This is a genomic window from Candidatus Allofournierella merdavium (genome assembly GCF_944382735.1).
GTDB classification, from domain to species: domain Bacteria; phylum Bacillota; class Clostridia; order Oscillospirales; family Ruminococcaceae; genus Allofournierella_A; species Allofournierella_A merdavium.
Genome location: NZ_CALWND010000001.1, coordinates 181157 through 206261 on the forward strand (window position 1 = coordinate 181157; position 25105 = coordinate 206261).

At 63.8% G+C, this 25105-nt stretch carries 17 protein-coding genes and 1 pseudogene; 2 read left to right on the forward strand and 16 right to left on the reverse strand.

Annotated elements, in window-relative coordinates; all coding sequences use genetic code 11:
* Window positions 1-24: 24 nt before the first annotated feature.
* Window positions 25-768, forward strand: a complete 744-nt coding sequence (deoC, locus tag ACH2A7_RS00835) for a deoxyribose-phosphate aldolase (protein WP_394959094.1) — start codon at window positions 25-27, stop codon at window positions 766-768.
* Window positions 769-834: 66 nt separating this feature from the next.
* On the opposite strand, the gene ACH2A7_RS00840 is transcribed toward deoC, so the two are convergent.
* The 12 genes and pseudogenes from ACH2A7_RS00840 to ACH2A7_RS00895 form a co-directional block, all read right to left on the reverse strand.
* A complete protein-coding gene (locus ACH2A7_RS00840) occupies window positions 835-1743 on the reverse strand; it encodes a glycyl-radical enzyme activating protein (RefSeq protein ID WP_394959096.1) in 909 nt (302 codons plus the stop codon).
* Window positions 1744-1753: 10 nt separating this feature from the next.
* On the reverse strand, window positions 1754-4033 hold the full coding sequence (locus ACH2A7_RS00845; RefSeq protein ID WP_394959099.1) for a pyruvate formate lyase family protein: 2280 nt from the start codon (window positions 4031-4033) through the stop codon (window positions 1754-1756).
* Window positions 4034-4061: 28 nt separating this feature from the next.
* The gene (locus ACH2A7_RS00850; protein WP_394959101.1) at window positions 4062-4820 is read right to left on the reverse strand and encodes an N-acetylmannosamine-6-phosphate 2-epimerase; all 759 of its coding nucleotides are present in this window, start codon (window positions 4818-4820) and stop codon (window positions 4062-4064) included.
* A gap of 186 nt (window positions 4821-5006) precedes the next feature.
* Window positions 5007-5768 carry a DeoR/GlpR family DNA-binding transcription regulator gene (locus ACH2A7_RS00855; RefSeq protein ID WP_394959103.1) on the reverse strand — a complete coding sequence of 254 codons (762 nt, stop codon included), beginning with the start codon at window positions 5766-5768 and terminating at the stop codon, window positions 5007-5009.
* The gene (locus ACH2A7_RS00860) at window positions 5765-6769 is read right to left on the reverse strand and encodes a Gfo/Idh/MocA family protein (protein ID WP_394959312.1); all 1005 of its coding nucleotides are present in this window, start codon (window positions 6767-6769) and stop codon (window positions 5765-5767) included. Before ACH2A7_RS00860 ends, ACH2A7_RS00855 begins: the two co-directional genes overlap by 4 nt.
* A gap of 81 nt (window positions 6770-6850) precedes the next feature.
* Window positions 6851-7801 (reverse strand): ROK family protein, encoded by a 951-nt coding sequence (locus ACH2A7_RS00865; protein ID WP_394959105.1) that lies wholly within the window; start codon window positions 7799-7801, stop codon window positions 6851-6853.
* Between the two features lie 40 nt (window positions 7802-7841).
* On the reverse strand, window positions 7842-8744 hold the full coding sequence (locus ACH2A7_RS00870) for a sugar phosphate isomerase/epimerase family protein (RefSeq protein ID WP_394959106.1): 903 nt from the start codon (window positions 8742-8744) through the stop codon (window positions 7842-7844).
* 427 nt (window positions 8745-9171) lie between these two features.
* Window positions 9172-10104, reverse strand: coding sequence for a type I phosphomannose isomerase catalytic subunit (locus ACH2A7_RS00875; RefSeq protein ID WP_394959108.1), 933 nt, complete (start codon window positions 10102-10104; stop codon window positions 9172-9174).
* A gap of 71 nt (window positions 10105-10175) precedes the next feature.
* Complete coding sequence (locus tag ACH2A7_RS00880; RefSeq protein WP_394959110.1) at window positions 10176-10568, reverse strand: DUF454 family protein; 393 nt, start codon at window positions 10566-10568, stop codon at window positions 10176-10178.
* A gap of 23 nt (window positions 10569-10591) precedes the next feature.
* Window positions 10592-10902, reverse strand: a pseudogene (locus tag ACH2A7_RS00885) (nitrous oxide-stimulated promoter family protein); the annotation flags it as partial.
* Window positions 10902-12563, reverse strand: a complete 1662-nt coding sequence (locus ACH2A7_RS00890) for an amino acid ABC transporter ATP-binding/permease protein (RefSeq protein WP_394959112.1) — start codon at window positions 12561-12563, stop codon at window positions 10902-10904. The pseudogene ACH2A7_RS00885 and the gene ACH2A7_RS00890, both read right to left, overlap by 1 nt.
* Complete coding sequence (locus ACH2A7_RS00895; protein WP_394959114.1) at window positions 12560-14293, reverse strand: ABC transporter ATP-binding protein/permease; 1734 nt, start codon at window positions 14291-14293, stop codon at window positions 12560-12562. The genes ACH2A7_RS00890 and ACH2A7_RS00895 overlap by 4 nt, the downstream gene beginning before the upstream one ends.
* Window positions 14294-14579: 286 nt before the next feature.
* Here ACH2A7_RS00895 and ACH2A7_RS00900 point away from each other — a divergent pair, with 286 nt between their 5' ends.
* Window positions 14580-15188, forward strand: coding sequence for a DUF6553 family protein (locus tag ACH2A7_RS00900; protein ID WP_394959116.1), 609 nt, complete (start codon window positions 14580-14582; stop codon window positions 15186-15188).
* A 98-nt stretch (window positions 15189-15286) separates the two neighbouring features.
* Here ACH2A7_RS00900 and ACH2A7_RS00905 read toward each other — a convergent pair whose 3' ends face one another.
* The 4 genes from ACH2A7_RS00905 to ACH2A7_RS00920 form a co-directional block, all read right to left on the reverse strand.
* The gene (locus tag ACH2A7_RS00905) at window positions 15287-15955 is read right to left on the reverse strand and encodes a lysoplasmalogenase family protein (protein WP_394959118.1); all 669 of its coding nucleotides are present in this window, start codon (window positions 15953-15955) and stop codon (window positions 15287-15289) included.
* A 190-nt stretch (window positions 15956-16145) separates the two neighbouring features.
* Window positions 16146-17411, reverse strand: a complete 1266-nt coding sequence (locus tag ACH2A7_RS00910; protein WP_394959120.1) for an amidohydrolase family protein — start codon at window positions 17409-17411, stop codon at window positions 16146-16148.
* Window positions 17412-17650: 239 nt separating this feature from the next.
* Window positions 17651-20731 (reverse strand): GGDEF and EAL domain-containing protein, encoded by a 3081-nt coding sequence (locus ACH2A7_RS00915; RefSeq protein WP_394959122.1) that lies wholly within the window; start codon window positions 20729-20731, stop codon window positions 17651-17653.
* A 129-nt stretch (window positions 20732-20860) separates the two neighbouring features.
* Window positions 20861-25102 (reverse strand): EAL domain-containing protein, encoded by a 4242-nt coding sequence (locus ACH2A7_RS00920; protein WP_394959314.1) that lies wholly within the window; start codon window positions 25100-25102, stop codon window positions 20861-20863.
* Between the last annotated feature and the right edge of the window lie 3 nt (window positions 25103-25105).

The window sequence follows — 25105 nt, forward strand, 5'->3', positions numbered from 1 at the left end:
TCCACCCCGCACATGAACGCGAACATGAAACCTGCAAAGAAAGCCGCCGACATGACCGTGGCCGAGCTGGCCGCCTACATCGACCAGTCCGTTCTGAAGCCGGAATTCACCCAGGAGGACATCCGCAAGTACATCCAGGAGGGCATCGACTTCGGCTGCCGCACCGTCTGCATCAACCCGGCCTCCCTGCCCATCGCCATCGAGATGTGCGAGGGCACCGACACCAAAATCTGCGTGGTGTGCGACTTCCCCTTCGGCCTTTCCACCACCGCCTCCAAGGTGCTGCAGGCGGAGGAGTACTGCAAGACCGGCAAGATCTTTGAGCTGGACATCGTGGCCAACTTCGGCTGGATCCGCAGCGGCAGATGGGCCGATGTGGAGGCCGACATCAAGGCGGTGTGCGACGTGTGCCACAAGTACGGCACGGCGGTGAAGGTGATCTTCGAGACCGACGCGCTGACCCTGGACGAGGTGAAGAAGGCCACCGAGGTGGCCATCGCCGCGGGAGCCGACTTCGTGAAGACCAGCACCGGCTTCTTCACCGGCGGCAAGAACGAGGGCGCCACCTGCGAGGTGATCCAGGCCATGATGGACGCCGCCCAGGGCCGCTGCAAGATCAAGGGCTCCGGCTGCATCCGCACCCGCGAGCATTTCCTGGAGCTCATCGACATGGGCATCGACCGCATGGGCATCGGCTACCGTTCCACCCCTGTGGTGCTGAACTGCACCCCCGCCGAGGCGAAGGCCATGCGCGAGGGCAAGGCGTGACCGTGGTTTCCCAGTAAAAGAGGCCGCCGCATCGGCAAACCGATGCGGCGGCCTTTGTTTTGTTTTTCAGCCGCCCACCCGGGCGTCCAGCCCCAGGGAGGCAGCCAGCTGCTGCCAGGGCTGCACCTCGGCCCTGGTGAGCATGGGCGTATCCCCCAGGGCATAGGCCCGGCCCAGCGCGGCGTACTTGTTTTTGCCCAGCGTGTGATAGGGCAGCAGGTCCAGCCGCCCCACCCCGCAGTCGCGGGCCAGGGCGAAGATCGCCCTCATGCTCGCCTCGTCGTGGTTGAAGCCGGGAATCACCGGCACGCGGGCCACCACCTCCCGGCCCAGCGCCCCGGCGCGCCGAAGGTTCGCGGTGACGGCCGCAAGGTCGGCGCCGGTCACCTCAGCCAGGCGGCGGGCGTCGGCGCTCTTGACGTCGAAGAGGAACAGGTCCAGCCAGGGCGCGCACCGCTCCAGCGCGGCGGGCGCAAAGGCCCCGCAGGTCTCGACGGCGGTGTGCAGGCCGTGTTCCTTGCACAGGGACAAAAATTCCGCCAGCGCCTCCGGCTGGGTCAGCGGCTCGCCGCCGGAGACGGTGACGCCGCCGCCGGAGGCCGCGTAGTAATCGGCGTCCCGCAGCACCTCCTCCAGCAGGGAAGCAGGGGTGCGGTCGGCACCGGAAAGCTGCAGCGCCCCCGAGGGACAGGCCTCCACGCAGGCGCCGCACCGCAGGCACTTCGCCCGGTCCAGCAAGGGCTTCTGCCCCGGCCCGCCGGTGCGGGCGCCCTGCCCGCAGGCCGCCACACAGGCGCCGCAGGCGGTGCATTTGGCCTCAAACCACAAAAGCTGGGTCGACGCGCTCTGGGATTCGGGATTCGCGCACCAGGGACAGTGGAGCGGGCACCCCTTTAAAAATACGGTGGTGCGGATGCCGGGGCCGTCCTTGGTGGCGAACCGCTCCACATCCATCACCCGGAGAGTGTTTATCATGGCGAGCCCCTCATTCATACATCACCCGGCTCATCAGCTCCTGCTGGATGTCCGGCTCCAGGTTGACGAACACCGCCGAGAAACCGCTGACCCGCACGATCAGGTCGGGGTAGCGCTCCGGGTGGGCCACCGCGTCCTCCAGCACGCCGTGGTCGATGACCGTGACCATCAGGTGACAGCCGCCCCGGGCAAAGTAGGTCTTGAACAGGGCCTTGATCTTCTCCCGGTTCTCCCGGAAGAAGGGGGTGGCGAACTTGATGTTCTGCACCGACGCGCCGTGCAGCCGGGCGTCGAACTTGGCCAGCGAGTTGAGCATGGCGGTGGGGCCGTGGGTGTTGGCGCCGCCCTGGGGGTTGTTGGCCGGGTTCATGTACTGGCCCGCGTGCCGCCCGTCCAGCGAGGCGGCGGTGCGCCGGCCCCACTCGGTGTTCAGCTGGTTGTTGCTGATGACGATGAGGTAATACTGCATCCCGGCGGCGATGCCCCGGTCCCGCACGCCGTTTGCCACGAACTGATACAGCCGGTCGGCCATGCCGTCGGCGGTGTCCAGGTCGTTGCCGTACTTGTCGCACTTCCACAGGGCGGTGCGGATGTCCTCCGCGCCGGCAAAGTCCGCGTTGGCGGCGGCCACCAGCTGCGGCAGGGTGTACTTCTTGCGGTCGTAGACCAGGTCCTTGATGGCCCACAGTGCGTCGGAGGTGTTGATGTTGCCGTAGGTCTCGTTGGTGCCGCCCAGATAGCGCACGCCGCCGTCCAGCACGGCCTTGCCCCGGGCGATGCAGTCGTCCATCAGCAGGCTGGTGAACAGAAAACTCACCTGGCGGCGCATGACCTCGTAGGAATGGACCTGGGCGTGGACGGAGAGGTCCAGGTAGTGATCCAGCAGGCGGGTGTACTGCGCCCACAAGTCCTCAAAGGTATGCAGTTCGCCCGCCGGGGCCAGCGCCACGCCGTCGCTCTTGTCCTTGCCGTCCATGGGGTCGATGCCCCCGTTGAGGGCGATCTCCAGCAGCTTGAGCAGGTTGATGCAGGTGTTGGGGGTGCCGGTGCTCTGGCCGGCGATGACGTACTCGCCGCAGCCGAAGGGCACATACTGCTCCGCCGTCTTCTCGTCCACCCGCATGGCGTAGGCCACCGCGGGCACGTTCACGTCGTCGTTGTACAGGGTGGGATAGGTGGCCCCGCGGCCCAGCGCCTCCAGGGCGGCGTCCCAGATCTCCTCCGGCATATCCTTTGTGACCCGCAGGGTGAACTGGGGCTCCACATAGCGCAGTTCGGTGGCCGCCCGCATGGCAAGCCGCAGGAACACGTCCGCCTCGCGGGGGTGCTTGCGGCCGTAGCCGCCCACGATGATCCGCCCGTTGACAGTGGTGCGGCGGTTTTCGATCATCCGCCACAGGCACTTGACGTACTCGTAGGCCTCGTCCTCGGTGAGGCGGCCCGCTTCCAGGTCCGCCGCAAGGTAGGGCCCCAGCAGGTCGTCCAGGCGGCCGTAGTTGATGACCCCCGCCATCAGCGCGTACAGCCAGAACAGCTGCAGCGCCTCCGGGAAGGTTTTCGGCGCGCCGTGCTGGATGTTCGCCAGCACGCCGGCCATGGCCTTCAGCTGGGCGGCGCGGGGGCCGTCGGCGGTTTTGGCCGTCTCCAGCGCCTCGCCGCGCAGATGCTCCGCGCAGGTGCAGAACAGGTCCAGCGCCTGCCGGGACGCCTTGTAGAACTCGTTTTCGCCGTTGGCCGCCGCGCCCTGGTCGACGCGCGAGCGCAGGCCGTCCACCCCGCCGCTGAGCAGGGCCTCGTAGTCCAGCATCATGCCGGACAGCCGCGCCGTGGCGATGAGCGGCGTTTCACAGTCGATGAAGCGGCCGATCACATCGTCGATCAGCACCTCGTTGCAGTAGATGGTCTTGCAGTCGTGGTCCAGCCAGTACTGATACAGCCCGTCCAGCTGCTGCTTTTCCGCTTCGGTGGGCAGGATCTCCCGCATGGCTTTCAGCTTGCCGAACACGCAGTAGTGGCCCACGCCGCCCAGGGAGGTCACGCAGCCGAAGCCGATGGGCAAAAAGTCCAGCCGGCCCAGGAACAGATCGCCCGGCTCCATCCGGCGCAGCAGCGCGGGATACAACACCCGCAGGCAGCGCACCTCCCGCTCCTCCTTGCTCAGACCCTCACAGGCCCGATGGGTGTCGGTGTACCGCTGCATGAGCGCCAGCTGCTCGCTGGGAGACATCTGGGGAGGCAGCTTTTTGCTGACTTCCACATTTTGAATGCCGTCCACATTGAATTTTGCCATATCGGTCCCCTCTTTTGCTTGTATGTGCTCACTTTTTGTTGTGCTTGCTCTTTTCCGCGTCACGCCAGTTGCTCTGGTAGCCGCTCATCAGGTCCACAAAGCGCTTGGCAGTGAGGTGCGGGCGGGTGATGGCGCTGCCCACCACCACGGTGTGCGCCCCCAGGTAGAGGCATTTGATGGCGTCCTCGGGCGTGTAGATATGCCCCTCCATCACGAAGTAGGCCTCGTCGCCCATGTCCCGGCACATCCGGGCGAACTCCCGCAGGTCCGGATACTCGATGGAGGCGGTCTCCTTGGTGTAGCCGTAAAGGGTGGGGCCCACGATGTCCGCCCCCAGTTCCACGGCGCGCTTGGCCTCGTTGTAGTTGGAGACGTCCGCGAAGAGGATCGCCTCGGGGATCTCCTTCTTCACCACCGGCAGCAGCTCCCAGGCGGGGCGGCCTTCGTGGGTGATCTGGTCGGTGCAGTCCAGCGCGATGATCTCGGCGCCGACCTCCCACACCTGCCGGGCCGCCTCCAGGGTGGGGGTGATGAACACGTCGGTGTCGTCGTGCCAGATCTTGTACAGGCCGATCATGGGCAGGTCCACCGCCGCCTTGATGGCGCGGATCTGCTCCGGCGAGTTGGCGCGGATGCCCACCGCGCCCGCCCAGCGGGCCGCCTCGGCCATCTTCACCACCATGTCGTCGGTGTAGATGGGGTCGTCCCACTGGACCTGACAGGAGACGATCAGGCCGTTTTTGAAGCTCTCAAGGATCGCGCGCTTTTTGGGGTCCTGCGTTTTCATGATTCCTTCCTTTCCCCACCACCCGGGCGGAAAGCCGCCGTTCCGGCCGCGGCACACCGTGATAAGGTTTGTGCCCTGCGCGCGGATGCAAAAAAATGCAAACCGCCGCGCTGTGTTTTCATACACATTATAGCGCAAGCGGTTTGCATTTTCAATACTTGTTTTTTCAAAACTGAACATTTTTGTTCATTTTTGAACGAGCACAAAATTCTCCGGAAGTTCCGCCGGCACCGCCGGGCGGGTGCAGTAGACGTGATCGAAGGCGGTGAGGTCCGCGAAGCCGTAAAAGCCCCGCTTTTCCAGCTTGGAGTCGTCCAGCAGCAGATAGCGGTGCACGGCGTTTTCCGCGCCGATCAGCTTGATGTTGGTGCTGGCCATATCCAGGTCGTAGCACTTGCCCTCGGCCAGCGACACCCCATAGCACCCGATGAAGGCGTGCTCGAAGCGAAAGCTGCGCAGCATCTGCTCGGCCATGGTGCCGGTGAAAATGCTGTGATGGGGGTCGTACACCCCGCCCAGCATCACCAGCTCGGCTTTGGGCATCTTCACCTGGCTCAGCAGCAGGGTGCTGTATGTGACGATGCGCACCTTGCGCCGCAGCAGGATGGCGCCCAGTGGCGCGATGGAGGTGCCGCAGTCCAGAAAGACGGTGTCGCCGTCCTGCACATTTTTGGCCGCCTCGGCGGCCACGGCCAGTTTTTCGGCATGGTTGATCTGCATTTTACTGCGCATGGCCAACTCGCCCATGTCCGCGGTCTCCTCGCCGCCCCCGTTGCTGGTGGCGCCGCCCTGCACCCGGGTGAGTTTGCCCGCCCGCTCCAGTTTTTCCAGGTCGCGGCGGATGGTGGCCTCCGAAGTGCCCAGTTCCACCGCCACCTCCTTGAGATTGATCACGCCTCGCTCATGGATCGCCCGCAGGATGTACAAGCTGCGTTCCGATGCGATCATACAAAATCCCTCGTTTCTTCCGGCTGCGGGGTGTGCGGCCGGTAATCGATCCCCGTCTGCCGCCGGGCGGCATCCAGAACCTGCGCCGCGGCCAGGGACCATTCACGCCAGGGGGCCGGGTCCAGTTCGCCCCGCACCATAGCAATGAAATCTTCTATTTCATAATACATGTCTTCCTTGTAAATGGCAAGTTCTATCGTTTGCCATTCCTCTCCCCGCTTCTTCCAGCGGGCCCAGCAGGGCGCGCCCACCGGGCCGAACTGAAGGGTGCCCTGCTCGCCGGCCACCTCACAGGGACAGTGGCTCTCGTGGATCTTGCTGTAAACAAGGCCGGCGCTAAAGCCGGGATAGCGGGCCGCAAGATCGCCCATCACGTCAATGGAACCGGGCAAAAACGAGGCGTGGGCGGTCAGGGAGCGGGGCTTGCCCAGCAGCATGAGCATCATGTGCACGCAGTATACCCCCAGGTCGGTGAGGGCACCGCCGCCCATGGCCGGGTCAAAGGCGTTCTCCACCACGCCCGCCTTCCATTTGTCATACCGGGAGGAATACTGGCAATAGGAGAAGCTCGCCGTGCGGATGGGCCCGATCCTTTCCATGACGCGGCGCAGAGCCGGCACCATGGGGCCGTGGGCGCTGCGCATGGCCTCCAGCAGCACCACGCCGTTCTCCCGCGCGGCCTGTTCCATCCGGGCCAGCTGGCCGGCGTCGATGGCCATGGGTTTTTCACAGAGCACATGTTTGCCCGCGCGCATCATGCGGATGGCCTGGTCGGCGTGGCAGACGTTGGGGCTGGCGATGTACACCGCGTCCACCGTGTCGTCGGCGGCCAGGCTCTCCAGTGTGTGATGGGCGTGGGGCACGCCCCACTCCCGCGCCAGTTTCTGCGCACGCTCCTGCGTGCGGGAATACACCGCCGCCAGTTCGCAGTCGGGGCACAGGGCCGCTGCCGCGCGGAACCAGTCCACGATAAAATTGCTGCCTATGATGCCAAAACGCACCTTCAATGCACGCTCCCTCCCTTTTGCGCAAAAGGCCCCCACAGATCTGTGTGGGGGCCTTCGCCAAAGTTCCGATCGGTTTTATGCGCCGAGCAGCGCGGCACCGATGATCCCCGCGTCGTTCCCCAGAGTTGCCTTGAGAATGGCGGGCGGGTCCATCAGGTCCGAGGCATACACCGTCTCGCTCACGCGGCGGCGCACCGGCCCGAGAAGATATTCGCCCTCGTTGCTCAAACCTCCCCCCAGGATCACCACGGAGGGACGGAAGGCCGTGACCAGGCTGCCGATGCCGGCGGAGAGGTATTCCACATAGTTGTGCACCACCTCCAGAGCGGCCTCGTCGCCCTGTTTTGCCGCGTCAAAGGCGGTGCGCCCGTTCACCCGGCTCATGTTGCCGCCACAAAGTTCGCACATCAGGCTGGTGGGGCAGGCGGCCATCATCTCGATGGTCTCGCGGATGAGCGCCGTCACCGACGCATAGGCCTCCAGGCAGCCCCGCCGGCCGCAGGTGCACCGCACGCCGTTGTACACAAGGATGGAGTGCCCCGGCTCGCAGCCGTAGCCGTTGCCGCCCAGATAGATCTTTTTGTTCATCACGAAGCTGCCGCCCACGCCGGTGCCGAGGGTCAGCATCAGCACATTGTCGTAGTCCTTTGCGGAACCCGCGATGGACTCCGCCAGGGCGGCGCAATCGGCGTCGTTGGCAATGTGCACCGGGATGTCCCAGTGCTTTTGAAACTCGCCCACCAGATCCGCCTTCTTCCAGCCAAGGTTGTTGGCGAACACGATGCGCTGGGTGCCCGGCTCGATGGTGCTGGGGGCGCCCATGCCCACATAGTCGATGTCCTTCTCGGTCAGGCCCGCCTTTTCCAGCACCGCCCGGGCGGCGGCGGCGATGTCCCGCACCACCACCTCAAAGGGGCGTGTGCCCTTGGTGGGCACGCTGTGCCGGGCCACGAACTGATAGTTCTCGTCGATGATGCCGGTGGCGATGTTGGTGCCGCCGAGGTCGATGCCGAGGTAATACTTCATGGGTGTTCCTGCCTCTCGTTAGAATGGATCGCCGCGGCGTTTATACGCCCGCGTTTTTCAGCACACCGTCCACGAACTCCTTGGCGCGGGGGATACCGCCCTCGTCCAGGTGCTCGATGATCAGCGGCATATTGGGATGGTGCTTGGCCAGCAGCCGCACATACAGGTCGTAGTTCAGGGAACCCAGGCCGGCCGCGGGCAGTTCCACATCGCCGGAGCCGCGGAAGGAGTGGGACTCGTCGGCGTCGATATCCGCGTGCTTTTCCGACACATCCTCGGCCAGCTTGCAGTCCTTGGCGTGGGCGATGCGCATATAGGGCGCCAGCCGGTCAAAGACCTTTTCCAGCTCGGCGTCCATGTTGCCGATGTTGGCGCCGGTGAAATAGTTGGTGGGGTCGCAGATCAGCGCCAGATTGGGGCTGTTCACGTCCTTCATCAGCCGCTCCACCTGTTCCACGCTGCCGATGACGTTGTTGATGTAGTTCTCCACGATGAAGGTCACGCCGTTCTCCTCGGCGCAGGCCACCAAGTCCTTGATGATGGCCAGCGCCTCCTGATAGGCCTCCTCGGTGGCGTTCTTGTCGTGCCAGACCCAGTCGCTCTCGGGATTGTAGGTGCCGGTCTCACTGGCCACATAGCCGCAGCCCAGCTTGCGGGCAAAGCGGATCATCTCCTTGAAGTAGGCGATGTTGGCCGCCCGCTTCTCCGGGTCGGGGTGCACGAAGTTGGTATAGGCGGAGAGGGCCACCACCGGCAGGTTTGCCGCGCGGAATTTGTCCCGGATCTCCTTTGCCTTCTCGTCGGTCAACTCGCCCTTGGTGGCGTCGCAGTCCTTGAAGGAGACGTCCAGCTGCACACAGGAGAAGCCCTGTTCTTTGATGCGGCGGATGGTCTCGTCGATGGTGCAGGGGTAATAGCCGGTGAAAATGCCAACAGGGATCATGTCCGTTTCCTCCTTTCTGATGGGGGCTTTGCGCCCGCTGCATACATTTTTCCCCTTTTGCCCCGGACTTCGCCCCCATAAAAACAGGCAGGTACATAACCCGGGCGAAAGCCATGAGCGCACCTGCGTGGAAAAAAATTTTTGCAATGTTGCAATGGAAGGTCGCTCGGATTATGGTTCCGCAGCCGGCAAAGGGCAATCTGAACAGTTTATCCAGTGACTTTACTAATTCCTTGTTACCAATTATACAATATCAAAATCCTACGTCAACGCATTGCGGGCAACTTTGTATCAAAACACAAGAGTGTTAAAAATCTTTTGTGCAACATCCCGTCTCTTTGTGAAATTTCTGTATAAACATTCGAAAGCCCCGCGAAAATCTCGCGGGGCTTTCGTGTGGGATGTTGAAATTTTGCCCAGACCTGGCTCAATGCCGGGGCGGCACCCGGCACACCAGTGCCGAAATGGCGCCGGTAAGCTTCCATTCGCCGCTGCCGGCGGGCAGAAAGAGGCTGTCGCCCTTGCGCACTGCCAGTTCCTCGCCGCCGCAGGCGAGCGCGCCCGCGCCGTCGGTGATGAGCAGGCTGGTGAAAGAACTTTCATCGCACATGCCTTCGGCGCCGCCCCGGGCCAGGTCCGCCGTGAAATACTCGCAGGCCGCCAGATGGCCGCCGAAATCCTGGGGACTTGGCGGGACGCACCGGGTCACCTCCAGCGCCTGCTCCACATGCAGCTGCCGGGGCTTGCCGTCCGCGCCCAGGCGGCCGTAATCATACACCCGATAGGTGACGTTGGAATTCTGCTGGATCTCGGCGATCACAATGCCCTTGCAGATGGCGTGCAGGGTGCCCGCCGGGATGAAGAACACATCCCCCCGGTGCACCGGAGCGGCGTTGAGCACCTCGGTCAGGGTGTTGTTCTCGATGCGTGCTTTGTACTCCTCTTTGGTGATGGGGTGCTTGAAACCGTAGTAGAGAAAGGCGCCCGGCTCCGCCTCCAGCACATACCACATCTCGGTCTTGCCGAACTGCCCCTCGTGGGCCAGGGCATAGGCGTTGTCCGGGTGTACCTGGATGGACAGATCCCCCTTGGCGTCGATGAACTTGGTCAGGATGGGAAACTCCTCAAACCGGGCGCAGTTGGCGCCCAGCACCTCTTTGCCGTGCTTTTCGATGTAGGCGGGCAGGGTCAGGCCCGCGTCGGGGCCGTTGGCCACCGTGCTGGGGCCGTCCTTGTGGCAGGAGAGCACCCACGCCTCCGCCAGCGGCTCCAGGTCGGATCGGATGTTGTATTCCTCCCGCAGTTTGCTGCCGCCCCACAGGTAATCCTTGCAGGCGGGCATCAGCTTGAGAATGGGCATGGACATCGCTCCTTTTCCGGCGCTGCGGCCGGCGAGTTTCTGCCCCTATTGTAACACACTGCCGCGGGAAATCAATCCCGGGCGGCCTCCCCTGCGGGGATGGTGCGCACCCCGAAGGTGAAGTAGAGGATGTGGAACACCCACACGCCGCCCAGCACGATGCGGCCTGCGAGCACGGCGTGCATCATGGCAAAGCCCACCGCCATCAAAGCGGTCACCGTGACCATCACCCGGATCTTGGTCTTGCGGGTCATGCCCTTGCCCGCCACATAGTCGGCCAGGTTCTCCCGGTAAAGGCGGGTATTTTTGAACCAGGCGTTTAGCCTTTCGCTGCTTTTGCCAAAGCCGAAAGCGGCCAGCAAAAGGAACGGGAAGGCGGGCAGCAGGGGCAGCACCGCCCCCACCGCCCCCAGTCCAAGGCCCAGAAAGCCCAGGCACAGATACATCGCTTTTTTCAGTTTCATCCCATGCACTCCTGTCGTTTTTTCTCTTTGCGGCTCTCGATGAGGTGCCGCACCGCCAGCACCGGGTGGACCAGCAGCATCCGGGGCCCGAAAACCGCATGACATCCCGTATCTTCTGCCGCATCTCCGGGCGGTAGCAGTGGACCTTGCAGTTGGAGCAGAAGGTCTTGGTCTCCATGAAGGGGCAGGCCTCGCTGCGCTGGCGGGCGTACTCCAGCAGGGCCGCGCAGTCGGGGCAAAGGCCGCCCCGGTCGCCGTGCTTTTTACGGCAGTAGAGGGCGATCATCGCCTCCACCACCCGCTTTTCCCGCTGCCGTTTGCTCGCGGTGTTCATCAGCTCAACCTCCCATGCTCCACGCTCACCACCCGGTCGGCGATGCGCAGGGTGCTGCGCCGGTGGCTCACCAGCACCACCGTTCTGTCCCCGCTCTCCCGCCCCAGCGCCCGCAGGATCACCGCCTCGTTCAGGCTGTCCAGATTGCTGGTGGGCTCGTCCAGCAAAAGGAAGGGCGCGCCGTGCAGAAAGGCCCGGGCCAGCCCCAGCCGCTGCCGCTCGCCGCCGGAGAGGGTCTCCCCCAGCTCGCCCACCGGGGTATCGTAGCCTTGGGGCAGGCTTTGGATAAATTCATGCACCGAGGCCTTTTTGCAGGCGTCCTCGATCTCGGCGTCGGTGGCGTCGGGCTTTGCCAGCCGCAGGTTGGCACGGATGGAATCCCGGAAGAGGTGGGTCTCCTGGGTGACGTAGGCCTCCATGGCCCGCAGGTCGGCGGTGTTCACCCCGTCGATGGGCCGGCCGGAGATCTCCACCCTCCCCTGCTGCGCCTGCCAGAAGCGCATCAGCAGCTTGAGCAGGGTGGACTTGCCGCTGCCGCTGCGGCCCGCGATGCCCACGACGCTGTTTTCGGGCACTTCCAGGGAAAGGCCGTCCAGCACCGCCTCGTCGCCGTAGCGGAAGGTCACATCCTCCACCCGCGCGCCGGAGAAGGCGGTGGCGGGGCGGCCCTCCACCTCGGCGGTGACGGGGGTCTCCTCCAGGATGTCCAGCACCCGGTTGCCGGCGGCAAAGGTGTTTTGCAGCCCCGCGCCCAGGTTCGCCAGCGCCACCGCCGGGCCGAAGGAACTCATCAGCGCCACGGTGGCCACCGCCCCGCCGGCAAAATCCAGCCGGCCTGCCATGCACAGCAGCGCCGCCGCGAAGAGCATCGCCAGATCGAAGGCAAGGATGAGGGTGTTGATGACAGCGGCGTTCAGCGCCGCCGTGCGCTTCATCCGGCCCTCGTGGGCCGCCAGTTCCCCGGTGCGGCGCTCCATCTCCGCCAGGCGTCGGCCGCCCGCGCCGTACTGCAGGATCTCGGGCAGGCCCCGCAGGCTGTCCAGCACGAAGGCGGAGAGCTCCCCCGACCGGCGGCGGAAGTCCGCGCCCGCGCCGCCGGCGGCCCTGCTGGTGGCCAGCGGAACCAGCAGCCCCACCGTGAGGTAGGCGGCCAGGGCGATGGCTCCCAGCAACGGGTGCACCGCGCCGATGAACGCCGCCATGCCGGCCGAGAACAGCAGCGCGATGGCCGCCGGGGAGATGGTGTGGGCATAAAACACCTCCAGCAGCTCGATGTCGCTGGTGATGACCGCGATCAGGTCGCCCTTGTCCCGCCCGTCCAGCCTGGCGGGGGCCAGGCGGCGCAGGGCGGCGAACACCTTGTCCCGCAGCAGGGCCAGCAGCTTGAAGGCAATGAAGTGGTTGCACGCCTGCTCGCCGTAGCGCAGCAGGCCCCGGGCCAGGGCCATGCCCGCCGCGCCGGCAAAGAGGGCGGGCAGAGGCAGCGGGCCTCCCAGCCCCAGCGCCCGCACCAGGCCGAACGCCCCGAAGATGGTGATGAAGGAGGCGCACAGATGGCCCGCCAGCCCCATCAGGACGGCCAGCAGCATATACCCCGTCAGGGGCCTTACCAGGCCGATGAGCCGGGCCATGACGGCCAGGCCGCTTCTCTGTTTTTTCATACCGCGTCCTCCCTGCCGTAGTGTTCCAGTTCCTGCTGGGCGTTCCACAGGCGGGCGTAGACCCCGCCCTGTTCCAGCAATTTTTCGTGGCTGCCCTCTTCCGCCACCCGGCCGCCCTCCATCACAAAGAGCCGGTCGGCCCCGACCACGTTGGCCAGCCGGTGAGAAATGAGAATGACCGTTTTGGTCTTTGCCAGCGCGGTGATGCGGGCCATGATGTCATTCTCGCTCTCCACGTCGATGTTGGAGGTGGCCTCGTCAAAGATGTAGACGGGGCTGTCGTGCAGAAGGGCCCGGGCCAGCGCGAGGCGCTGGCACTGGCCGCCGGAGAGGTTTGCCCCCTTCTCCGCCACCGGGGCGTCCAGCCCGCCCTCACCGCGCACAAAGTCCGCCAGATTCACCTGCTCCAGCGCCTGCCACAGGGCATCGTCCGGCGCGTCGGGCCGGGCCATGCGCAGGTTTTCCGCCACGGTGCCTTTGAACAGGTAGCTGTTGTGGGAGATGTAGGTGATGCTGCGCGCCAGACCGGCCTCGTCGATGTCCGCGAGGGGCTGCCCGCCCAGCGTGACGTCGCCCCCGTCGGCAGGGCGGCGGCCGGTGAGCAGCGCGGCCACGGTGGACTTGCCGCAGCCCGACTCGCCCACCACCGCGCAGAAGCCGCCGGCGGGAAAGGTCATGGAGACGTTTTGCAGCACCGGCCGATCCGGCTCATAGGCAAAGTCCACATCCCGCAGCCGGAGGGTGCAGTCGGCGGGGGCGGCCGCGCCGCCCGCCCGGGGCTCCGGCAGGTCCAGCAGGCGGAAGATGCGCTTGGCCGCGGCCATGCCGTTCATGGCCACATGGAAAAAACTGCCCAGCAGCCGCATGGGCAAAAAGAACTCCGCCGCCAGCAGGATGATGAACAGCGCCCCCGCCAGGCTCACCCTGCCCGCGGCAAAGCGGCCCACCGCCAGGGCCATGCCCGCCGCCGCACCGCCGTAGGCGATCAGGTCCATGATCGTGATGGAGTTCAGCTGCATGGTGAGCACCTTCATGGTGATGCGGCGGAACTGTTCCGCCTGCCGGTTCATCTCGGCGTGCTTTTGCGCGTCCGCGCCGTAAATTTTCAGGGTGGTGAGCCCCTGCAGATTCTCCAGAAAGGTGTCGCCCAGAGCGGTGTACTGCCCCCAGTAACGGCCCAGCAGCTTTTTGGCCCAGGTCTGGACCGTCGCGATGGATACCGGGATCAGCGGCACGCACACCAGCAGCACCGCCGCGCTCACCGCATCCACCGGGGCCAGCACCGCGAAGAGGGTCAGCGGCGCCAGCATGGCGTAGAAAAACTGGGGCAGATACTGGCCGAAGTAGACCTCCAGCTGGTCCACCCCTTCCACCGCCACCTGTACCGCCTCGCTGGTGCGCAGCTGCCCACGGCCCGCCGTGCCCAGCCGCAGCAGCTTTTCGTAGATGCGCCGGCGCAATGTTGCCTTGGCCGCTTTGCTGGCGCGCCAACTCATGTTCGCGGCGGCCAACGTGCAGCCGAAACGCACCGCCAGCACCGCGGCGGCCAGCAAGCCCAGCGCCAGCAGGTCGGCGGCCGTGGCCGTTTTCATCCAGAGGGCCGCCAGCAGGCGGCAGACTGCCCCGGTGAGCAGGATGTTCGCCGCCAGTGACACCCACTGGAAGGCCACCCCCGCCGCAATGTATTTTTTGCTCTCGCCGACCATGCCGATCAGCCGTCTGTCGATCATATTCCTCTCCCCCTGCGCCGCGCGGCGCACTGTTAGTCATATCTAACTCTCTGTCGAAAAAAAAGTTAGCTTTCACTAACCGCAATACAGGATAGCACATTTCCCCTCGCCTTGTCAAGGGAAAATACTGGCAGCGCGCAGCAAAGGAAGCACGGCTGGGCGGGCACGGTGTCTTTTGGGGTTTTTCCGGCAATTGACATTCTTTGCGCCGCATGGGATACTTTATGCAGAGAAACGCGGCTGTGCGGGCGGCCAAAAGCAGCCCGCGCCGCGGGGAGGATTTGCCATGACGACACAGACCCGCACCGCCTGGCCCGAGCGGTATTATGAAGAGTTTAACCCCGAAACCCGCCGGCAGCTGCTGGAAGAGGCCCTGGCCGCCGGCGAGGGGGACACGGCGGAGAACGAACTGCGGCGCCTTTTGTGGGAAAGGCGCTACACGCGCCCCCGGCGGAACGCGCCCCCGGCGGACCGGTACATTGCCCTTTGGCTGACCCTGGACCACTGGCGCAAGGCAGGCCCCCATCGAGCGCGGGCCGCCGCCCGGGAACTGGGGCGGCTGGCCCCGCTGCTGCGGCCGGAGGGCGGCGGAGACGCGCAGGCACTGCTGCACCGGGAACTGGTGCACGCCGTGCGGCTGTACCTGAGCACCTGCGCCCGGGGCAGCTACGGCACCCTGCTGATGGGGCTGGTGCGCATGAACAGCGATCAGCTCCTCGAAAAGGTCGCCCGGGAAGTGGCTGAGGTAACGATCCTTGTGCCCCGGTGGGCGGGCCTTGAAGCGGAGTTCGCGCCCCTGGCCCCCGCCGCCCGGGAAGCCTTTGAACTGGCGTTTCCGGAGGGCGGCGCGGCGCTGGAAGACGCCTTTGCCCGCTGCGGGCAGGCTGAAGGGTAAATTTTTCTTTGCATAAAAAGCGGCGCTTCCGGCGGCTCAACCCGCCGTAAGCGCCGCTTTTTGCGGGCCCGTGGCTTTGCGGCCCTCCGGGCCGCCGGTCAAAAGCCGAGGCTCAGCCCCAGCAGGAACATCCCGTAATAATAAGTGGCCAGGTTGGCGGCGTGGACCGCCGGATGGGAGGTGCGGTAGAAATACAAAAACAAAATCAGCAGGTCCGACACCCAGAACAGCGCCGCGCCCGCCAGCACCAAAAAGCACCAGGGCTGGCCCAGGCCCAGGGCCAGCTGGAACCCCTTGCCCAGAAAGGCGGACACGAAGGACGCATAGATCGCCGCCATGGGCAGCAGGCGGCCAAAGCGCATCCCGGGCAGCCGGCTCAGCGCCAGCACGCCCAGCGCCCCGGCCACCGCCGCGACCGGCACCGGCCAGCTCACGGGCTGCAGGCGGCACAGGCCCCAGACGAACAGCCCGTGCCCTGCCAGAAAGCACACTCCTCCGGCCACGAACCAGGGCAGGCGGCGGCGCCGGTTGTAGATCGCCAGCAGCACATCGCCCACGACACAGCAGCCGAAGGCCGGCGCAAGATGCACGAACGCCTCCGGCCGGCTGCCCACCCGCGCCGAAACGGCGGCCACCGCCACAAAGAGCAGGCTGCACAGGATCTTTTCCGCCAGATAACTTTTTTTCGGCGAACAGGCTTTTCGGATGAGCAGGCACTGGGCGGCGGTGTAGACCAGCAGCATTCCCAGGATGAGGGCGATGTTCATGGGCGTTCTCCTTTATCGGCCCGCCCCGCCGGCATGGGCGGGAGCGGTTGTTTCGGTCCCTTCAAGGATACCACAAAGCGCGGGCCTTGTCTGCCGAAAGGGGCGTGAAAATCTTGTACGCTGCCGGCGGGTCGTCGACCGCGCCCCCTTCCCGCCCCCGCCGGTGGGCCGCAAGACAGCGCCCGGGGCTTCAGAAGAGCCGGCGTCCCGCCACATATTTCGCCAGAGGCAGCCCGTCGGAGAGCCACACCACCCGCTCCAGCCGCTCGGCCAGGGTGCACTGCCGGGTGGTGGGCAGGCCGGCGTCGTCCATGACGATCGCGTCAAATTCATAGCCGGGCTCAAAGCTGCCCACCTTGCCGAAGAAGGCCCCGCCGCCCTTGGTGGCGAGATAGAGCGCTTCCGGCAGGGTGAGGGCGGGCAGGCTGTCGTCCACCAGGCGCCAGCGCAGTTTGGAACACTGGATGGCGTCGGTCATGGCGCGGAAGATGGACAGATGGGCGCCGCCGGCCACATCGCTGCCCAGGCCCGCCTTCTGCCCTTCCCGCAGCCAGGCGCGTACGGGGGCAATGCCGGAGGACACGTTCATGTTGGACTGGGGACAGTGGGCGAGGAACACGCCCCGCTCCTTCATCAGCGCCCGCTCCTCCTCGCCGCTCCAGATGCAATGGGCCATCACGGTGGGGCATTCGCCGCCGAACAGCCCCGGCTGCGCATACGCCGCGCCATAGAAAGGGGCTGCGGGGCGCAGCTGCCGGACCCAGGCGATCTCGGACAGGTTCTCCGACAGGTGGGACTGCATCGCGGCGCCGTATTCCCGCCGCAGCTGCCCCAGGCCGTCCATCAGCCGCTGGGAGCAGCTGGGAATGAAGCGGGGGGTGATGGCCGGGCGCACGCCGGAAAATCCGGCGCTCTCCTCCAGCCAGCGGCGGGTCTCGGCCAGTGAGCCCTCTGTTGTTTCCCGCAGATAGTCCGGGCAGTTGGAGTCCATGTTCAGCTTGCCCACGAACCCCCGCAGGCCGGCCTTTTCCAGCAGTTCCATCAGCCGCAGGGTGGCGGGCCGGTGCACCGTGGCAAAAACGCAGGCCCGGGTGGTGGCGCTGCGGGTGAGTTCCTCGGCAAAGACCCGGTAGGCGGCATCCGCATAGTCCATGCCGGCAAAGCGCGCCTCCTCCGGAAAGGCGTTTTGTTCCAGCCAGTCCAGCAGTTCCATGTCCATCCCCAGACCCCGGTAGGCGTACTGGCTGGCATGGACGTGCAGATCCACCAGGCCGGGCAGGATGAGCCGATCGCCATGGTCGTGCAGGGGAATGCCCCGGAATCGTTCGGGCAATTCTGTAAAAATGCCCGCCACGAGCCCCTTCTCACAGACCAGGTATTGCTGCGGCCGCAGTTCCAGCCGGCCGCAGGCAGGTGTATAAAGGATGTTGCCCCGCAGGGCAAAGGTCAGTTCCATCTTGTTCTCCTTGCGTTTGATGAGCGCGCCGTTCCGCCGGGCGCGGGGCGCGCCGCAGACCATTGTACAAAAATAATGCGGTCCGCACAAGGGGGCGGCCGCTGGAAACACCTGCCTGCCCCCATCGCCCTCCGGACACGGCGGCCCCCCTGGTGCATTGGTCTTTCCGCGCCAGGGGGGCCGCCGGGGTCATATCGGTTTGTTCCGGGCGGTGAGCACACCGCGCCAGGGCTGTGCGGTCAATCCTGCACGGGAGATTCCCCGGAGGACACCAGCCGGTACAGGTCTTCCACTTCCATGGGGTGATAGTAAAAATACCCCTGGATCATGTCGCAGCCGGCCTCCTTGATGAGATCGTTCTGCACATGGGTCTCCACCCCTTCCATGCACACCTTTTTGCCAAACCGGTGGCAGGCGTACACGATGCTGGAGATGAAGTTCATCTTGTCCTCGGATTCGGTCATCTCCGCCAGCAGCGACCGGTCCAGCTTGATCATGTTGGAGGGATATTGCAGAAGCATCCGCAGGGAGGAGTAGCCGCTACCGAAATCGTCCAGCGCGATCTGCACGCCCATGGATTTGCAGTCCTCCACAAAGCGACGCAGCTTTTCCGGCTGTTCGTCCATGAAGCTCTCGGTCATTTCCGCGATCAGGTGGGAACCGTCCAGATGGTATTTCTCCAGCGTCCTTCGCATGAAATCGGTGAACTGGCTGTCGGAAAGCTGGTACAGGCTCACGTTGAAGGTGAGGTAAAAATCCGGGACACAGGCCACCAGCCGCATGCAGGTGCGCACCGCCTGTTCGAACACCCAGCGTCCGGCGATCTGGATCAGGTGCTCGTTCTCCAGCATGGGGATAAAGGTGCTTGGAGGGACGTCCTCGCCCTCAAAGATCCACCGCAGCAGCACCTCGCCGCCCACCACCGATCCGCTTGCCGCCCTCACCACAGGCTGCACCACAATGCGGAAATTCTCCATCTCCTGCAGCACATCGTAACTCAGCGTCAGTTTCATGTTGGAGATCTGCCGGATCTTTTCAATGTTTGTGATGGAATCCTCGATGTACGTCTGCCGGGAATCGCGCTTGGCCACCTTGATGAGGGACACCATATTTTCCAGGAAATCGGTGAAGGAGAGGCTCGGCTGGGGGTATTCCATCAGTGCGAAGGAACAGGGATGATGAACGGAAAGCCCTCTGGCGCGGTATTCATTGTCCACGATGGCGCGGATATACCCCACCAGTTCCTCCTTTTCCCCGGAGCAGTTTTCCTCTGTCAGGCCGATGAACCGCAGCCCCTCCAGACGATAAAAAGACATTTTATCCGACAGTTTTGCGGTCAGTTCGTCGGCAATGCTGCGGATCATGCGGTCGCTGTAATTTCGCCCGCGCGTACTGTTCAGCGCGCTGACGCTGTTCAGGCAGAACCCGATGGCAAGACATTTCGTCGCCTGGTGCGGATCGGGGGCGGGCATGGCGGAAGCCCGGGGGAAATTTGTGACCGGATCCACCACGAAGGCGTCATCCTGGCGGGTGATCCTGCCGGAGAAGAACAGCGGCTTTGTCTTGTCGGCATTCCACTTGAGCATGGCGTAGCAGCGCACCCAGATGTTCTCCCCCGCCGCGTTTTTCACCTGGTAGCGCAGGTCGTACACCATTTCCTTGCGGGTCATCAGCTCCTGCATCTTTTTCCGGTGCAGCTGCCGATGCTGAGGAAGGCTGATCCGCTTGGACCACTCGTCCAGCAGGCCGGAGACCACATTGCCGGAAAAGCCGAACTCATCCCGCATGTTGTCGGAAATATAATACAAATCCCGCTGGGTATCCCCAAAATAGAAATAGGTCATGGTATTCTGGCGGGAGACCGAGTCGAACATGAACACAACGTCGTGGTATGTCTCCCGCAGGAAATGTCCCAGACGACTGTTCTGTTCCTCTTCCCGCAGTTCCATTCCGCCGGGCCGCCTGCGGTCCACCCCGGGAACAAGGTTGTTGGCGGCGTAGTACTCCCGCTTGTCCTGGTACATGACCCGGTCGGCCTGGGAGATGAGCGCGTCCAGACTGAAGGGTTTCCGGTCCGACCACGCATACCCCACCGCAATATGGCACTCATCTTTCCGGATGCGTTCGTGCAGGGCGCTCACATTCCGGCGGAAGGTCTCCTCGTCGCAGTCACAGAACACCGCCACGAACTCATCGCCGCCCGAGCGGTAGATCCAGGGGGTTTCCAGCGTGTCCCGCAGCAGGTCGCTGCAATGGCGGATCAGCTGGTCCCCCGCGTTGTGCCCCCGGGAATCGTTGGTCTGCTTGAGCCCGGTGATGTCGCAGTAGATCACGCCGGCGCTGAGCTGATTTTGGCAGCGGACGCTGTGCTCTGACAGGGCGTTGCGGTTGTACACCCCGGTGAGAGGGTCGTGAAAGCTGAGCACGTTCAGCCGGTTCAGCAGGTCTCTCTGCCGCAGCAGCGCCGCCACAAAGCAGCCGATCACGTTCAGGAGGGCGGGCAGCAGGGTCATCATATCCCGGCTGGGGTTGTCCATCCCCAAAAAGCCCACGACCTTTCCCTCCGAGCTCACCGGCCCTGCCGCCAGCGCAGAGATGTTCTGGGGCTTGAGGATGGCGTAGGCCACCGGGTACTGGGCGCATATCTTCTCCAGGTCTTCGATCAGCAAAACCTTGTTCAGCTTGAAAAGCCGGATCCACCAGTCGAAATCGGCGGTGGGCATCCTTTGCAGGATGTCCTTTTGCGGCATCACATCCTGCGCGCACCACTCGTAGGTGTTGTCCATCTGGTCGTCTTCGCGGAGTTCAAACACATAGACCCGGTCGCACCGGAAGGTCTCCCCCAGGTATTCCAGCACCTTTTCCAACCCTTCCTCCGGGTCTGTGGTGGAAAAGACGCGCTGCAGGCACTCGTTGAGGATGGTCTCGCTGCGGGCGTAGTAATAGGGCGTATTGCAGACGACCTCGGAATCCACGTCGATGGCGATCTCGATCCGATATTGTCTTTCGCCGCTGGTCATAAAGGTATCCTTGATGAGATACCGTTTGTTGAGCACCGGATTTTTGTGGGTCCAGGAAAGGAATTTTCCCTCTTGCAGCGATTGATTGGTACAGAACACACAGGGGGCCTTGCCGCCCTGCAGCACCTCATAGCATTTTTTCCCTTTGTATTCCTCTCCGCTGCCGTATCCCAGGGAATTGCGCAGATGCCGGTTCATGTAGAGCAGTTCGTTGGTCTCCCGGTCGGAGATATAGACCATCTCATCCAGGTCCTCGAAAAAGCTCACCAAATGGCCGATCCCGGTTTCGTTTTTCTCCACCGCTTTGTGCCTCCCTTTCGATAAGGATGTGTGATCACAATTGGGGGCCGGACGCTTAACGCGCGCGGCTTCGCCTGGAGCCGCGCGCCGCAGGCCCCCTGCCGTCTGAAGCGCCGGCCGGCTGCGGGCTCATCCCTGCCGGCTGCCGGTCCCGTTGGGATCGGCGTAGGTGTGCCGGTGTTTGCCCTTTTGTTTGCTGTCGTACAGGGCCTTGTCCGACAGGAGAACGGCCCGGGTGTAGGAAAATCCTTCGCTGCGCACAAACAGGATCCCCGCGCTGCAGCTGATGGGCGTTTTGGGATACGCCCCCAGCGCCGCGTTAAAGCGCTCCATGCGCTGATCCAGGATCTCCCGGGTGATGGCGCCCTGCACAAACACCACAAATTCGTCGCCGCCCAGACGCCCGATCACATCCTGCTGGCGGAAGGTCGCGGTGAGCAGCTTGGTAACATACCGCAGGACGTTGTCGCCTTCCGGGTGGCCCAGCCGGTCATTGACATTTTTGAAGTTGTCGATGTCCAGCAGGATCATCGCGCCCCGCCGCTGGCTCTCCGGGGCTTCCATGTACTCCCGCACGGCGGACTCAAAGGCATTCCGGTTCAAAACGCCCGTCAGCGGGTCGCGGTTGGCCGCTTCCTTCTGCGCCTGCTCCTTGCGGACCTGGGCGTCGATGTCCTTGAGGTACAACAGCGCGTAGGAGGTTTCGGTGCATTGCTCCCGAAAGCTGTGCGCCACCAGTTCCGTCCAGCGCCACTCGCCATCGATCCGGCGCTGGTAGCGAAAACGCCGGGTAACGGCGTCACCGGCAAGCAGGGCCTTCCAGCTGTCCGCCTTCTCCAGGTTCTTCATGTTCCGGCCGATGCGCACATCGCTGGCGGCCGCCTCCTCCATGAAGCGCAAAAGGCTCTTTCCGCTGCCGCTGAACTTCTGTTCGTAGCCGGCCCACAATCCACCCGCGGATTTCAGGGTGTCGCTCTCCAGATCCACCTCCGCGTAGGCGATGGCCTCGCTCAGGCTCGCCTGATAGAATTCACGGATCCGCATATTTTCCAGCTGCAACACCCGCTCCCGGTTCGCGGTGTCCAGCAGCACGAGAATGGTGTCGCTGTACGGTTCTTCCTCGCCCATGTGGCGGGTGGAAAGCTGGAACCACTCGTAGGTGCCCTGCTTGGTGCGCATCAGCAGTTCCATGCCGTCCACATCCTTGTTTTGGGGCACGTTCCGGAAAAGGGCCGCGAATTTTTCGGCGAAATGGGGGTGCACGATCTTCTCCCGCAACCAGCATTCCGGGAAGTTTTCCTCGTGTTTTTCCTCCCCCGCCAGCAGAGTTCTGTCGGTGTGGAAAAAGGCCGCCTTTTTGCGCTCGCAGAACTCGAACACCTCGCTCTTGGCGGGGGAAGGCAAAAACTGCGGGCGCTCTATATCGGAGACGATGCGATGGTATCCCTCCAGGCAGATCATGTGGTCGGTGTCCGCTGTGCGGATGCCGGTGCAGCGCACCACCACTTCGCCCCGGGTGGGATGTTGCCAGGGATATTCCAGTTCCACCGGCCGGTCGGAATAGAGCATCTGTTCAACCGCCTGGTTGACGTACGCGCGGTAGCTCTCGTGGACACGGCTGTACCAGTGTTCGTAGCACTTTTGGGGCGACAGGGCGCCCTCGATCCCCAGCACGCGGCGCATGGTCTCATCCGCGAACATCTCCCGGCGGTTGGCGTTGGGATCCATCCGGATGAACCAGAGCCCCACGTTGGTGTCCTTCAGGACGTCCCGGTAGTGGAGATCCAGCAATTCGCCCAGGCGTTCCTCCGTCTCGTTTTTGCTGAAACGATCCACCACGAACAGCGACAGGGTGCGGATCATGGAATCGTCCCGCACACAGTGGCGGGGGTTGTCCACCCCCAGGAAACCCACCAGTTTCCCCTCGCTGTGGATGGGGGTGGCGATGAGCCGGCTGACCCCCTGGCTGTGCAGACGCTTGTACTCGCTCGGATCCGCATCCCGCAGTTCCTCCACGTTGGGAACGATGACCGAGGTATCCTTTTCAAAGAGGTCCATCCAGCGCTGCATGCCCATGGCGGGCACCCTTTGCTGGTTGGCCTGCTCCGGGGCAACGCCCTCGCGGCACCACTCGCAGGTGTTGCTCCACAGTCCCTCGGAAATGGAGATGGGCTCAAAGAGGTATGCCCGGTCGGACTGGTAGAATTCCGCCACCGAGGCCAGCATCTGCCTTGTGGCCCGGTTCATGTCCGGCTCCTGCGCCAGCACCTTGGCACAGGCCAGCACATTTTCCGCGAAATCCAGCTTTTCCCGCACCGACCGGCTGAGCACTTCCCGTTCGGTGATGTCCACCGCCAGTTCCAGGCGGGCCAGCTTGCCCTGCCAGGGGATCAGCTTATCCTTCAGCAGGAAATGCCGTTTCAGCTTTTTGTTCTCCAGCTCCCAGAAGTAAAAGCGGTCCCGGTTCAGCAGGCTGTTGGTGCAGAACTCACAGGGATCGTCCTTTCCCTGCAGCACCTTGTAGCACTTCTGGCCGTTGTAATCAAACACGCCGGTCAGCTGCCGGCCCGCCGGGTTGAGATAATACAATTCATAGGTCTTGGGGTCGCTGACATAGACGATCTCGTCCAGCGCGCCCATAATGTTGTCCATTGTCTCGGCGGTGGCGTGGAACTCCCGGGGCAGCTGCTCCTCGCTCCACTTCACCTGCCGAAGCCCCTCGCGCACGGCGGCGCTGCTTTTGTATGTCTCGGTGCCCTCTTCGATGTAGTTTCGCGCAAAGTCCGCTGCGGAAAGGGGCTTGTCAAACAGGTAGCCCTGCAGGATGTCCGGGCCCAATTCTTCCAGCGCGGCCAGTTCTTCCCTGGTCTCCACCCCTTCACAGCACACCCGGATCTGGGAGGAGCGGGCCAGTTCCAGCATGTTGCTGAGCAGGCGATAGTTATAGGCGCTGTACTGGATGCCGCGCACAAAGCAGCGGTCGATCTTGATCTCGTCGATGTTCAGGTTCTTCAGATATCCCAGGCTGGAATAGCCGGTGCCGAAGTCGTCCACCGAGATCTCGATGCCCGCCTGTTTCCAGCGGTAAAACAGCCGGTTGAAGCGGGAATAATCCTGCAGCTGCATGCTCTCGGTGACTTCCAGCGTCAGCGCGTCGCCCGGCAGGCCGCTGTCTGACAAAAGTTCCAGCACCTGCTCCTCAATGTTCTCCTGGCTCAGCTGCACATAGGACACGTTGACGCTGACGTGCAGTTCCCCGACGTTTTTCCGCCAGATCCTGCACTGCTCCATCGCCGTTTTCAGCGTCCACAGCCCCACCTGGCAGATCAGGCCCGTCTGTTCCAGGACCGGGATGAACTCCACCGGGCTCAGCGGCCCCCGCGCGGGCGACCGGTAGCGCAGCAGCGCTTCCATGCCGAACAGCTCATAGGTGTCGGTGCGGATCTGGGGCTGATAGTACACGGAAAAGCCGGAAAAGCCCTCCTGCACGCTTCGGCGCAGTTCCTCCTGCAGTTCCACCGTGGAGAGTTTCTCCTCATAATCTTTCTGGGAGAAGACCGCGAGGGTGTTTTTGCCCATCCGCTTGGCCTTGTCCAGCGTTTCCTCGGCATACTGGTACAGAACGCTGCTGTCCACATTCTGATGGCCGGTGTAGGGCACCACGCCGGCGGACAGGGTGCAGTACTCCGCCATGCGCGCGCAAAGTTTCCGATAGATGTCCTCCACCACGGCCTGATCCTCCACCGGCAGATTGGCCGCGAAACAGTCGCCGTTGACCCGGTAGATGCGCAGGCCCACCCCCACAAGTTCTTCCAGCGTGTCGGCGATCATGCAGAGGATGCGGCTGCCGTAGTCCCGCCCATAGTGCAGGTTGATGTGCTTGAGATTGTCCACCCCCATGAGAAGCAGGTAACAGGGGATCTCCGACGCAAGGATGCGGTCCATGTCTTCGGTCAGCCGGGTGGCATTGAACGCGCCGGTCAGCTGATCCACCATCCGCTCCAGCGCCGTGTCGGACACACGGCCGATCAGGGCGATCGGTTTTCCCTGTTCATCCAGCTGGCATCTGCCCCGGCAGTTCACCCAGACGCGGTTGCCCTCCCGGTCCACCAGACGGTATTCGTTGTTGTACCGGGCAGCCTTGCCCTGGCGGACAAGCTTGAGTTCCCGGCGCAGCGCGGGCAGGTCGTTTTTATAGACGATCCTGTACCAGTCGTCCATGGTGCACCCGCCGTCTTCGTTTTTGGGCAGGTCGTACCGCTGCCAGATGTTCCCGGCAAAATACACGCGCCCGGATGCAAGGTCCCACAGGAACAGATAATCGTTGCCGCTGTCGCCCAGAAGGTTCAGCACTTCCAGCTGTTCACGCATCAC

Coding starts and splice junctions, on each gene's coding strand:
- deoC (WP_394959094.1), top strand. CDS start 25: ATGAAACCTGCAAAGAAAGCCGCCGACATGACCGTGGCCGAGCTGGCC.
- ACH2A7_RS00840 (WP_394959096.1), bottom strand. CDS start 1,743: ATGATAAACACTCTCCGGGTGATGGATGTGGAGCGGTTCGCCACCAAG.
- ACH2A7_RS00845 (WP_394959099.1), bottom strand. CDS start 4,033: ATGGCAAAATTCAATGTGGACGGCATTCAAAATGTGGAAGTCAGCAAA.
- ACH2A7_RS00850 (WP_394959101.1), bottom strand. CDS start 4,820: ATGAAAACGCAGGACCCCAAAAAGCGCGCGATCCTTGAGAGCTTCAAA.
- ACH2A7_RS00855 (WP_394959103.1), bottom strand. CDS start 5,768: ATGATCGCATCGGAACGCAGCTTGTACATCCTGCGGGCGATCCATGAG.
- ACH2A7_RS00865 (WP_394959105.1), bottom strand. CDS start 7,801: ATGAAGTATTACCTCGGCATCGACCTCGGCGGCACCAACATCGCCACC.
- ACH2A7_RS00870 (WP_394959106.1), bottom strand. CDS start 8,744: ATGATCCCTGTTGGCATTTTCACCGGCTATTACCCCTGCACCATCGAC.
- ACH2A7_RS00875 (WP_394959108.1), bottom strand. CDS start 10,104: ATGCCCATTCTCAAGCTGATGCCCGCCTGCAAGGATTACCTGTGGGGC.
- ACH2A7_RS00880 (WP_394959110.1), bottom strand. CDS start 10,568: ATGAAACTGAAAAAAGCGATGTATCTGTGCCTGGGCTTTCTGGGCCTT.
- ACH2A7_RS00890 (WP_394959112.1), bottom strand. CDS start 12,563: ATGAAAAAACAGAGAAGCGGCCTGGCCGTCATGGCCCGGCTCATCGGC.
- ACH2A7_RS00895 (WP_394959114.1), bottom strand. CDS start 14,293: ATGATCGACAGACGGCTGATCGGCATGGTCGGCGAGAGCAAAAAATAC.
- ACH2A7_RS00900 (WP_394959116.1), top strand. CDS start 14,580: ATGACGACACAGACCCGCACCGCCTGGCCCGAGCGGTATTATGAAGAG.
- ACH2A7_RS00905 (WP_394959118.1), bottom strand. CDS start 15,955: ATGAACATCGCCCTCATCCTGGGAATGCTGCTGGTCTACACCGCCGCC.
- ACH2A7_RS00910 (WP_394959120.1), bottom strand. CDS start 17,411: ATGGAACTGACCTTTGCCCTGCGGGGCAACATCCTTTATACACCTGCC.
- ACH2A7_RS00920 (WP_394959314.1), bottom strand. CDS start 25,102: ATGCGTGAACAGCTGGAAGTGCTGAACCTTCTGGGCGACAGCGGCAAC.